Below are 13,115 nucleotides of genomic sequence, written 5' to 3' on the forward strand. Positions count from 1 at the left end.
ATGATAATATCATGCCACCTACAGAGGAATGGGGATTCAGAAGTCCAAGAGGTGGAGTCTCCCGAATATCTACAATTTCCTGGGGAGGAAATGAAGCTTTAAATAAACCTCATTTTAATACAATTGAATTTACCTATATCAACAGAGATTTTATAGAGCAATCTTATGTACAAGGGCTTGAATATGACCAAAGTAATATTTTATCAGAAATCAAAGTAAGTTCAAATGGAAATCTGTTTAAAAAGTATACTGTCAACTATATAAAAAACAATACCAATTATCAATTTGTAGACAAAATCATAGAATCTAACACTGAAGGTGAGGCTGCTAATCCTATTGTATTCTCATATCCTAATTTTGTGGGGCCTCAAATAGACTCTGGTATTCTACCTTATAATAATGATGATTTTAATAATATCAGGTTCACCGGTGATTTTAATGGAGATTCTTATCTGGATTTTATTATGCTTAATGGAATAGTAAAACTCGGAGCCTTTAATGATGCCTACTCAGATGTTGCAACAGGGAAAGTTTTTAATACTGATGCTAAAGTTGTTAATACATTAATAGATGAAGAGGGACAAGTCTACAATGGAAATGGAATTATTCAATATGAAAATGGTAAGGTTGTTGGTTATATTTTCAGAAACAATTCTTTTGTTAAAGTGTTTGAAAAACAAGTATATAACACTTCACCATGTAATAAATTAGACTCTTCACATACCTGTAATATTGAAGCAACTCTAAATGAAGGAGATATTAATGGAGACGGAATAAGTGATGCATTATTATCTCTAAAAAGAACAGATTGTTATTTAGAGATAATCAATGATCCCCACAGCAGTTTACCTCCGGAAGGTTATAAATGCTATGATTCGCCTGCCGGAAACTTTATCGTAGATTTGAAAAATGCTAATAATCCTGTTTTAAATTATATCATTGATTCAGGTATTAATGAAGATCTATATACAGATCAAAGATATACAGATGTTAATCGTGACGGGATAGTTGATATTATCAATGTATCTAACAGTACATATACTGTATTTGAATTTGTCAAAACTACACCTAATCAGTATACAAAGAAAATTAAATTCTCAGGTAATTTAAAAGAAGGTAAAGCTCCTGAATCATCCATTATGTTTGGTGACTTTAATGGAGATGGAAATCTTGATTTTACCTTCCCTGTAACAGATACGCAGGATGCAGATAACTGGAGATTCTACATAGGAACAGAAAAAGGATTTGAGGCCGTGTTAAAAAAGAACTTTTTAAAGTACAGAAAGCCTTCTGATCCTAACAACTCCTGGTCTTTAATCGATCATCATTTTTATTCCATATCGGATATTAATAAAGATGGAAAATCTGACATTACTTTCATCTATTCTAAAAGTAAATCCGGATATGTAGGTGGTAATGGAAATGCACAATATAGAAGCTTACAGTATGAAATTAAAACAATGCAGGCTAATGGTGGAATAAATTTTATTCCGGGTTCAAATATAACAGGACCTCTTAAAACTGTTCCAGGCGGAGATTATGGCTTATTTCAACCTATAAGTATTCCTATCAAATCTAATAACAACTACTATGATATCTTTTTGTTTAAAAATTCCGTAGTACACAAATATAAAGCGCAGACTGCTTTGGCAGAATTATCACAAATTAAAAGTATCAATCAAGGTGATATTACTACCTATGTAGATTATTTAGAAGTTATCCCTGACAATACTATTAATTCTAATTTTTATAAAAAAACAAACAAAAAAGAATACTATCCTTATTTCTCACTCAGCAGGTCAGATCAGTCTTATGCCGTATCTCAGCTGAGACAAGAAGGTAGGAAACAGGATTTCAGATACAGGGGGGATGACTGGCCATATGCAAGGAAAAGGGATAATAGGTTATCATCAAAGTGCTCGTTCTTCCTGGTATTCAGATGGATTTGAAAATACAAAAATATGGGGAGGTGCAGAAATTGATCCATTAAACGAAGGGGTTCCCGTTAAAGAATGGTCAATCAGAACCAATGACGAAAACAAAATTTTTCCAGATGATATTTCTGAAAACAATAGTCAGTTATTGAGTTTTAAATCTACATTATACCGCACTGATCAACTTATCAATGGGCAGATTGTAAATTCAGTCGCAGATGTAGATAAGCCAAAAATAGTAAAAGTAGTTATTCCTATAAGTACCTTAACTAAAAACTTCCTAACAGGTGCTCTAACAAAAAGTACGATTACCTATGGAAATTACTATCTTCCGGTTCAGAGCGTATCCAATGTTAACAATGGATATGCTACTACTACCTCTACGTTCGAATACATTCATAATCCATCCGGTGCCGGGACTGAATATTATATCGGCCGTCCAAAATCTAAAACAGATGTAGTACAAGCTTATGGTGATACCAAATCTTCTAAAGAAGAATATACCTATGAAAACAATATTTTAAAAACCCTGAAAACATGGAATAGGGATAACACAGGCTATTTAATTGAATCTTATGAGTATGACGGATTTGGAAATACCATTCAAAAGCTTACTTCAAATAGTATGGATTCCAAAACCCAGATAGCAAAAACCGTGTATGATCCTAAAGGAAGATTTGTCATAAAGCAAATTGATAACCTTGGGATGGAAAGCAATACTGAATATAGCGATTGGGGGCAGATAAAAAAGCAAACAAATTCTTTGGGAAACATTCTGGAAAACACTTATGATAACTGGGGTAAACTTCTCACTTCTAAAACTAATCTGAGTGGAACAACAACTTATGAATATGCAAAAGATAATAATTCCAATATAAGTATTACACAATATGATCCCGATGGTAATATTTCAAAAAAATACACCAATAGACTAGGACAAGAATATAAAAATGTTACAAAAGCATTCGATCAGAACAAATATATTGTAGTATACTCGGTATATGATAAATTAGGAAGAAAAGTACGTGAATCAGAACCTTATTTTGAGATAAATGATAATATTCCCAATGATATACAATGGAATTTCAACATATATGATGATAGTGTATATCCGGCTAGAGTTATCACCAAAGGCCTGGCGAAAATTAATAACGATGGATTAATCACTTCATTCACTGGAAAAGAAATTGAATCTTCTGTATCGGGCAACACAACTTCAGTAAAAGAGAATAATGGCTATGGAAGACTGAATACAAAAACTACTGATGCTCTAGGAAATGTGATCACCAGTATGGATAAAGGAGGAAACATACAATTCTCCTATAATGCTGCTGGGGAGCAGATCAAAGCACAGTATGCTGAAAATATTGTCACCACCGAATACGATGCATGGGGACGAAAATCAAAATTTAATGATCCCTCCAACGGATTATATCAATATGAATATAATGGCTTCGGACAACCGACGAAAACAATAAGCCCGAAAGGTACCAAGGAATATTCCTATAATAATCTGGGACAACTTATCTCACAAAAGGAATTTTCAACCACAGATGGAGGCAGCACTACCAATAAAACAATTTCTTTTGTATACGACAATAAAGGAAGAGTGATTTCAAAGACTGGTAACTCCAAAGGAAAAGGGTACAGCTCCAATATTTCTTACGATCCTCAGGGAAGAGTATTGTCTTCATCAGAAAGCAGTAATGGAAAGTACTTTATACAAAAAGGGATTACCTATGATGATAAAGCAAGAGTAATTTCCTATGAAAAACAGCTATACTCTTCAGGTGTACTCACTAAAGTACAGATTGAAAATAGCTACAGTACATGGAATGGAGAATTATATCAGGTAAAAGACAAAAGTTCAGGTAAAATTTTATGGGAACTTAATGAAACTAATGCCAAAGGTCAGGTAATGAATGCTAAATTAGGAGCTGCACAAATCACTAACAATTACGATGGCAATGGCTTCTTAAGTAGTGTCAATCATTCTTCACAGGCAAAATCCGGTATCCTTCAGCTTTCCTACTCTTTTGATGCGATCAGGAATGAATTGAAAAGCAGAAGTACTGGAGGTGATTTTAACATTAATGAATCTTTTGATTATGATGATAATAACAGACTGGTAAACTGGACTGATCCTGTAACAGGAATGAAACCTCAACCCAACCGTAATGTTTATGATGCCAAAGGAAGAATCCTTGAAAACGACCAGATAGGAACCATTAAGTTTCAAAATTCTGCAAAGATCTACCAGCCTACAGGGATGACTTTAAATGCAGCAGGAACCCAGAATTATAGTAATGATCTCATCCAGAGCATTTCCTATAATGAAAATAACGACCCGGTATTTATTGATGGTGAAAAAGGTGATGTTGCTTTCCAGTACGGATTAACAGCCATGAGGCAGCAAGTGACATACGGTGGAAATTTCGGTGGCGATCAGGAAGGTCAGTTCACCAAGTTTTATAGTGAAGATGGTAGTTTTGAGGTGATAAAAAATAATACCACTGGCCAGGAAAAACATATTCTTTACATTGGCGGGACACCTTATGAAAGTAATATCGTATATTTAAAAGACTTTACGCAGAGCAACGGTTCTTATAGATTTTTGCATAAAGATTATATCGGAAGTATTCTCGCTATCAGTGATGAAACTGGAAATAAACTCGAACAAAGACATTTTGATGCCTGGGGTAATTTCACTCACCTGCAGATTGGAAATGGAGTAATTATGACAGACCGGATTGCCATTCTGAATGCGGCGAAGAATCTTATTATTGACAGGGGATATACTTCCCATGAGCATTTTATGGAAGTAGGCATCATCCACATGAACGGCAGATTGTATGATCCATTATTAAGAAGGTTCTTAAATGCGGATGAAAACATTCAGGATCCTACCAATACCCAAATTTATAATAAATATGGATATGCTGTAAATAATCCTTTGATGTATAATGATCCTAGTGGTGAGGTCCTTCCCTTTTTAGTAGGAATAGGAATTGGCTGGTTTGCGGCTACCGTCTTGTCTGGTGCTATTATTGGTGCTGCTATAAGCATGGGAATCTACATCTTACAGGCAACCATCAACAATAACTTTTCATTGGGAGGCTTTGCAAAATCTATTTTAATGGGAGCTGCTACAGGAGCAGTTTCAGCAGGCTTGGGAGAGGTCTTTAGTGCTGGTGGTTTGTTGAATACTGTTGCAAATGGCGCTCTAACAGGTGCAGGAACAGGAGGGGTTACCGCATTAATTACAGGACAGAATTTTCTTGAGGGAGTTTGGAAAGGTGCTGTGATTGGAGGTGGTGTAGCGGCTGTAAGTTACACAGCGAATTATTTTTCTAGTGGAAGTTATAATACAAAATATTTTTCTAAGGATAATGTAACTAATAGTAGTGATTTCACTTATGATCCATCTGTAAGTAATGAAACAATGCAAGAAAATATAAATACCATGAGATCTGTTAATTTTACAAAAGAAGAACTTCAAAAATTTGGTGTTGGTACAGATCAATTAGCAACAAAAAATGTAGATTTGGAAGGTTACTTAAACCCTGGTAATGGGCAACAGTATGCTTATACTACACCAAAGAATTTTATAACAGGAACCTCTGATATTGTTTATTCTCCTATTGCGGCACAAAACAGGTCTCTTCTTGCTTTAAGTATGGTACATGAAACTGGACACGCATATGGAAATGCTTTAGGTTTAATAGATTCTTCAATAGATAGAAAAAAGTATAATATTACATACAATACATTGGATACAACCCAACACTTTGCAATAAGCCAATTAGAGCATGTATATGCTAAATATAATTTGTTGAACTATGGCAGCAGGCCTTCAACATTGTTTACTGATTTTGAAGAACTTAACATCGTTCAATATTATAGATTACCAAATGTATTAAGAAGCTTAGTGGATGATACTTATAAAAAAATACTTCCAGTATTTCAAAGGTTTATGTATTATAAAAAGTGATTACTATGAAAAAATTAATTTTATTAAAATTTTTATTGCCTTGTCTAGCATTTTCACAGCATAAAGATTTCTACTATGAAGAAATAGTAAAAAGAGATGATTTTATATCCAAAATAGAATCTTATGACAGTAAAACAGGAATTTATTATAGAGTAAGATGCGGCCTCTACTCAACTCCTTTGGAAGAAAAAGTCATTATCCCCATAACAGAAAAAGAGAAATCTGATCTATGGAAATTAAGAAAAGAGTTTGGTGATTTTGTTTTTGGAGAATGTAAAAATTATCAAAATGAAAAGGTAGTGCTTACATCAAATTTCTATTTTGAGAATGAAAAATATCCCCCAAAATGTATAGAGAATGAAATACAAAAAGAACAATTTATTAAACTCAGTATAGCCTTGAGGCTATTCTTAGAGTCTAAACCAGAATATAAAAAGGCATTTTATTGGGAATTTATAAAAAAATAGATTTATGAAATAAAGTCATGAAAATATTCGGGAAACCCCGTTGCGCAAAGTCTCCAGACTTTGAGCCAATAAATAAAAGTAATTTTATAAACGTTATCCAAAGTCGGGAGACGCCAGAGAGCTGGGTTCTTTGACGAAAGTGATGTTTGTATCATCTTTTCTCAAAGCATATGGTTCAATACAAACAGAGCATTTTTATTGATACAATGATAAATGGCTGCCTTATTTTTAAGGCAGCCATTTTATATAAAAAAACCACCGCAAAAGCGGTGGCTAAAAAAATCAAATCTAATATGGACTGTGATTATAGATTGGGATTATTTTCAATCTCCTTCAGTGGAATACTGAATAAATAATATGGACTGTTCGGAACAAACGGAGTCTTATTCGGAAGATCAAACACACTATGACCTTTACCATCCACTGTTTTTACGGTTCCATTAGGCGTTGTTATCTGAACTTTAATTGGTTTTCCTTCCGCATCTACAAATGGCTTTCTTTCCACTGTTCCCTGCGCTCTGATAATATCTGAAAGCGAGAATCCTTCTCCAAATAATTCTTTTCTTCTTTCAATTAATACTTCCTTTACCACATCATTTTGCGCCAATGATCCTGTATAAGCATTAGCATTTCTCGCAGCTCTTAACTGATTTAAAACAGCTACAGCCTGAGCAGGATTTCCATTTCTTGCTTCTGACTCAGCTTCAATCAGGTACATTTCAGCCGCTCTCATATAGACAATGTCTGCAATAAGGGTAGATTTGAACTTGAATTTAACATATCTCAACAACCCTTCTCTTGCCGGAAGACCATCCCATGAGAATAATTGAGATCTGATATCATTGGCATCAAACAGTTTTTGAAAATAAGGGTCTGCCATAAAACTGTAATAATAGCTTCCTGATGAAGACACATCCAGATAATGGAAAGCATGGCTAGCATCGGACATCTCCTGAGTCTGTGCATGTCCCCAGATCCATTCCCCATTATTAATGTCATTAAAGCCTTCTTTATATTTTTCCGGAGTCATCAGAGCAAAACCTTCTCTTGCTGTTTTTGCCGCTGCTGCAGCCTTGCTCCACTCTCCCTCGCTAGCGCGAGCTTCTAGCTCGTGTCAAGAATAAAAATAAAACCCTCATCATTGCAAGGGTTTCGTTTTTACATTACAACTATTTTCTCTATTTTTAAAATATGAGCAGAAAATCAAGAGGTGTTAGAAATAAATGTTAATTTGGGATTGAAGGCACGAGCTAGACGCTCGCGCAAGCATGGGGGAAGAAAATACTTTTGGTACTACAATTAATAAAAGCAATGCGTATGAAATGTCTGTTAAATTTAAATGGAAATTTTAGTCTTTTTTTCTTATTTCTTATTATTTTTTCATGTAATAAAGAACAAAAGTCAGAGGATATAGGAAGAGAAATAATTAATAAAAATATTATTTATTTTATTTCAAATTTATATCACTCTCCTTATAAAAATGCAAACAAACAAAAATATCCGATTTTTGTTTTAAGTAAAGTTGGCAAAAGTAATTTTTTTATTGAGAATTGTGAAAGTATAGATGAAATAGAAGGATTAAATGTAATAGAAAATTGCAAACAAGATTATTTCGATCTAATCAATGATAATGGATTTAAGATTGATGAACATACAAAGTATATTTCATTTGAGATTAAAGAACTTTCAGATGAGATTTTAGCAAAAAAAAATAAAACTTGAAAATACAATAGAAAAAAATAGAAAAAGGCCATACGTTGAATTAATTTTTACAAATTTTTATATTGATCCTAAAAAAGAAAAAGCTTTTATTTTAGTAAAAGAAAATAACATTAACGAAGAAAGAAATGGAGGCAAAACAGATGTTTATTTTTTTGAACGGCGTAAAAACAAATGGGCTTACATAAAAAAACAAATACTAGTAACTAATTAAAATTCAAATAGATAAGAAAAACATCGCAAAATTCTCAAACTTTAAACCAATAAATAAAAGTAATTTTATAAACATTTTCTAAGTCGGGAGACGTCAGAAAGCAGTTTTTTTGATGAAATGATGTTATATTACCTTTTCTCAAAGTATATAAAGATTCAATACAAACAGAACATTTTTATTGATACAATGATAAATGGCTGCCTTATTTTAAGGCAGCCATTTTATATAAAAAAACCACCGCAAATGCGGTGGCTAAAAAATCAAATCTAATATGGACTGTGATTATAGATTGGGATTATTTTCAATTTCCTTCAGTGGAATACTGAATAAATAATATGGACTGTTCGGAACAAACGGAGTCTTATTCGGAAGATCAAACACACTATGACCTTTACCATCCACTGTTTTTACGGTTCCATTAGGCGTTGTTATCTGAACTTTAATTGGTTTTCCTTCCGCATCTACAAATGGCTTTCTTTCCACTGTTCCCTGCGTTCTGATAATATCTGAAAGCGAGAATCCTTCTCCAAATAATTCTTTTCTTCTTTCAATTAATACTTCCTTTACCACATCATTTTGCGCCAATGATCCTGTATAAGCATCCGCATTTCTGGCTGCTCTTAATTGATTTAAAACAGCTACTGCCTGAGCTGGATTTCCATTTCTTGCTTCTGATTCTGCTTCAATCAGGTACATTTCAGCCGCTCTCATATAGACAATATCTGCAATAAGAGTAGACTTGAACTTGAATTTAGCATATCTCAACAACCCTTCTCTGGCCGGAAGACCATCCCATGAGAATAATTGGGATCTGATATCATTCGCATCAAACAGCTTTTGAAAATAAGGGTCTGCCATAAAGCTGTAATAATAGCTTCCTGAAGAAGATACATCCAGATAATGGAAAGCATAACTTGCATCTGACATCTCCTGAGTCTGTGCATGTCCCCAGATCCATTCCCCATTATTAATGTCATTAAAGCCTTCTTTATATTTTTCCGGAGTCATCAGAGCAAAACCTTCTCTTGCTGTTTTTGCCGCTGCTACAGCTTTACTCCATTCTCCAGTATTCAGATATACTCTTGCTAAGATTCCGTTGACCACGTTACGGTTGATCTTATCTTTTTTATTTCTTGTGTAGTTCTTCAGTAAATTATCAGCATCTGTAAGATCACTTTTAATTAAAGTATAAATATCTTCCAAACTGGATTTTTTCTTTGGAACACTGCTTGTTGTTGAAGGTTCCGTATAAATAGGAGCCGTTAAAGCAGATTTGTCTTTAAGATAACTGAATTGATAAAAGCTGGCAATATTCAGGTAACAGAATGCACGTAATGCTTTTGCCTGGCCTTTTACCTGATCTTTTTTGACTTGAGTGCCTTCCGTAGCATCAATTTTAGCAATAACATTATTCATATTATTGATGGTAGAATACAACATGGTCCAGATAAACGAAGGACGGCCTACCGTATTATTCACCATTTCTGTAAAATCATAGGTAGATGAGAAACCATATTTGTTGGTTAGTACAGCTACATCGCTCCCCATTGCATCACTTGCTCTTAAAACAGTTGAGTATCCGATATTTGCAAAGGTAGTCCCGTCATTATTGAATTTTGCCCAGGTTCCGTTGATCACTGTTTCAGCACTTTCTGCAGTTTTGAAAACTTCCACGCTGGTGGCCTGATCTGTAGGAGCCGTATCCATTTCACTTTCACAGCTTGTAAGCGACCATAATCCTAATAAAGCAAAAGATAAATATTTTAAATTTTTCATTGTTCAAATTTTAAAAGTTAGAATGTTGCCTGAAGACCAAAAGTGATCGTTCTCATCGCCGGATATCTGTAATACGTTGTTCCATCCAGCGCCTGCTCAGGATCCATTCCTTTATGTTTATAGAATGTCAGAAGGTTCTCTGCCTGAACATAAATTCTGAACTTCTTCAATCCGATAGTTTCAAAATAATCTGATGGCAACGTATATCCTAAGCTCACATTCTTAAGTCTTGCATACGTTCCTGAATAAAGGAATCTTGTAGACATTGAATTCCAGTTATTGGTTTTGGTGTTTAAAGCAGGAACATCTGTGTAAGGATTTTCAGGAGTCCATCTGTTCAGCATTTCCACACCCCAGGCACGTCCACCAGAGTTTCCGCTGTGTAAAAGTGAAGTGTAATCTGTATCAAGAATTTTCCCTCCAATCTTGAAAGTTAGTAATGCTGAGAAATCAAAATTCTTATACGTCATACTTGTACTTACTCCCCCTGTTAATTTAGGTAAAGCAGAACCCTGTAATATTTTTGTAGCCTTACCATACTCCGATGTTGTTCCTTCCACCAAATTTCCGTTAGCATCTTTAGTAATTGTCTTCCACAATGGTTTACCATTACTTGGATCTACCCCTACCCATTCCTGAATAAAGAAATCATATACAGAACCTCCTTCATTCAGTTGCTTGGTGGATCCTACTGCAAGAGGTCCTTTTGGCAGTTTAGTGATTTTATTCGTTAGGGTGCTCAGGTTAACATCTACATTCCACTGGAAATCACTGGTTTTTATAGGGGTTGTAAACAATGAAATCTCAAACCCGGAATTCTTAATAGTCCCTACATTCGCAGGATAATCACTGATTCCTAAAGACGGAGCTACCGGCACGTTAAACAAAAGATCCTTACTTTTTCTTTCAAAATACTCCACATTACCCTTAATTCTGTTATTAAGAATCGCAAACTCAAGCCCTAAGTTAAGGTTCAGGTTGGTTTCCCATTTCAGATTAGGAGTTCCTACTTTTTCCAATGTTTTCCCTGGCTCACCGGCAAGGGCATAATCTCTATATAATTCAGGATATGCATAATACAGCGGTGAACCGTTTGGTTTCTGTAATTTATCATTTCCTTGCCCTCCATAGCTTGCACGTAATGTCAACGCGTTAAAGAAGTTCAGGTTTCTGATAAACTCTTCACTTGAGAGTTTCCAGGATCCTCCTACTGACCAGAATGTACCCCATCTGTTTTCTTTTGAAAATCTTGAAGAGCTGTCCGCCCTTGTGGATGCGGATAAGAAATATTTATTATCAAAATCATACTCTACCTTTCCAAGGAAACTTAATAAACTTAATTTATCACTGTTTCCACCAAAATTTACCAATAAAGAGGCTGCATCAGGTTCATAATAATTAGGTAATGAAAAACCTTGTCTGCTCCCTGAAATAACCTGATAATCGTATTTGTAAAATTCATGGCCTCCCAATACGTTAATATGGTGTTTTCCAAATCTCTTATCATAGGTCAGAATATTACTGGTTGTATAAGAAAGTGTTCTGCTGTTTAACTTCGAAACAGAACCTCCAGTCTCTTTTGACTGACCAAGAAGAGGATTCGTATAATAATGCTCATTATAATTAACCATGTCAACGGAAAAGCTTGATCTAAACTTCAATTCAGGAAGGAACGTTAATTCCGCAAATCCTTTTCCTGAGAAGTTATCGATCTTATTTTCATTTTTATCCAATGGTAAACTTGCGGCTAAGTTCTGATTCGGAAGTGCTACAGCAGGTCTGTATTTTCCAAAATCATACACTCTGTTTCCTTCTCCATCCAGTACATAAGATCCATCAGGATTTCTTTCATAATAAGGATAGAAAGACGGAACTACTCTTGCAGCCTGAATAACATTGCTAGCTTTAGAATCTGAAGAACTTGGAGCCTGTTGAATACTGTTGGTATAGCTTAAGTTTACTCCAACATTCAGCCAGCTTTTAACTTCAGAATTGAGCTTTAATCTTGTATTATATCTTTTAAATCCGGATTCAATCGCCATTCCTTTATCATCCAGATATCCTAATGAAAAGAAATAATTACTTTTTTCACTTCCACCACTGATATCAAGGTCTACCTGGTTTCTGGAAGCCACTCTCTGCAAAATGTCCCTCCAGTCATCATTCCATAAAGCTTTAGCTCCAGGTAATAATTTACCGTCAGTTCCTATAGGTTTTGGATAATTAGCTCCATAAGGATTAACTCCTAAATTAGAAATAATATTATCTGTTGCCATTTGGGCTGCCTGCTGCGCAGATATTGAACCTGATTGATATCCGTTTCTCATTGCCTCCCAATATAATTGGAAATACTGATCCGTATTCACCTGCTCATAATCTTTTACCGCTCGGCCTGAGAACCCCTGGCTGATATTAAGATTTACTCTTGCTTCTCCTTTTTTACCCGACTTTGTGGTAATAATAATGATTCCATTCGCTCCTCTGGAACCATACAAAGCACTTGCTGTAGCATCTTTCAGAACACTGATAGATTCTATATCGTTAGGGCTGATAGCATTGATATTTCCGTCAAAAGGAATTCCATCCACAACATACAAAGGCTCACTGGAAGCACTTACTGAACCTACTCCTCTAATTCTGATTGTAGATGTTGCTCCAGGCTGTCCTGAAGCACCGGTAACCTGAATTCCCGGAACCTGTCCTTCTAATGCCTTTGTTACATTAGTAACGGGTCTGTTATTGATTTTGTCACTGGAAATAGTTGCGACTGAACCGGTATAGCTGTTTCTTTTAGCCTTCCCATAAGCTACTACCACTACTTCATCAATTTCTTTTTCTTTAAGTGTATCTTTTTTCGGTTTGGAATTCTGTGCACTTACACTTACTATTCCCAAGAAAAATACTGCAACTGGTGGAATCCAAACTTTAGAATTAAATAAATTTTTATTAATCATAATCAATTTTATTTATCATATATTAAAATTTTGCCCTTTACTGAAAAGTCAGCAAAGGGC

General features: G+C 34.8%; 7 protein-coding genes. 4 read left to right on the forward strand and 3 right to left on the reverse strand.

Annotation, left to right across the window (positions count from 1 at the left end; translation table 11 throughout):
* The first annotated feature begins 11 nt into the window (after positions 1-11).
* The 3 genes from H5J24_RS21340 to H5J24_RS21350 are packed head-to-tail and all read left to right on the forward strand — an operon-like array spanning position 12 to position 6,392.
* Positions 12-1,949 (forward strand): FG-GAP repeat domain-containing protein, encoded by a 1,938-nt coding sequence (locus H5J24_RS21340; protein ID WP_232815844.1) that lies wholly within the window; start codon positions 12-14, stop codon positions 1,947-1,949.
* Complete coding sequence (locus H5J24_RS21345; RefSeq protein ID WP_232815845.1) at positions 1,870-5,925, forward strand: RHS repeat-associated core domain-containing protein; 4,056 nt, start codon at positions 1,870-1,872, stop codon at positions 5,923-5,925. The genes H5J24_RS21340 and H5J24_RS21345 overlap by 80 nt, the downstream gene beginning before the upstream one ends.
* A 5-nt stretch (positions 5,926-5,930) precedes the next feature.
* Complete coding sequence (locus H5J24_RS21350; RefSeq protein WP_068940406.1) at positions 5,931-6,392, forward strand: hypothetical protein; 462 nt, start codon at positions 5,931-5,933, stop codon at positions 6,390-6,392.
* Between the two features lie 304 nt (positions 6,393-6,696).
* On the opposite strand, the gene H5J24_RS21355 is transcribed toward H5J24_RS21350, so the two are convergent.
* A complete protein-coding gene (locus H5J24_RS21355; RefSeq protein ID WP_228407575.1) occupies positions 6,697-7,422 on the reverse strand; it encodes a RagB/SusD family nutrient uptake outer membrane protein in 726 nt (241 codons plus the stop codon).
* Positions 7,423-7,709: 287 nt separating this feature from the next.
* On the opposite strand from H5J24_RS21355, the gene H5J24_RS21360 reads away from it, so the two are divergent.
* On the forward strand, positions 7,710-8,114 hold the full coding sequence (locus H5J24_RS21360; RefSeq protein WP_068940407.1) for a hypothetical protein: 405 nt from the start codon (positions 7,710-7,712) through the stop codon (positions 8,112-8,114).
* Positions 8,115-8,607: 493 nt separating this feature from the next.
* On the opposite strand, the gene H5J24_RS21365 is transcribed toward H5J24_RS21360, so the two are convergent.
* On the reverse strand, positions 8,608-10,101 hold the full coding sequence (locus H5J24_RS21365; protein WP_068940408.1) for a RagB/SusD family nutrient uptake outer membrane protein: 1,494 nt from the start codon (positions 10,099-10,101) through the stop codon (positions 8,608-8,610).
* Between the two features lie 17 nt (positions 10,102-10,118).
* The gene (locus H5J24_RS21370) at positions 10,119-13,055 is read right to left on the reverse strand and encodes a SusC/RagA family TonB-linked outer membrane protein (RefSeq protein WP_068940409.1); all 2,937 of its coding nucleotides are present in this window, start codon (positions 13,053-13,055) and stop codon (positions 10,119-10,121) included.
* Positions 13,056-13,115 lie beyond the last annotated feature (60 nt).

Origin of the sequence: Chryseobacterium capnotolerans, assembly GCF_021278965.1 — a bacterium.
GTDB lineage: Bacteria > Bacteroidota > Bacteroidia > Flavobacteriales > Weeksellaceae > Chryseobacterium > Chryseobacterium capnotolerans.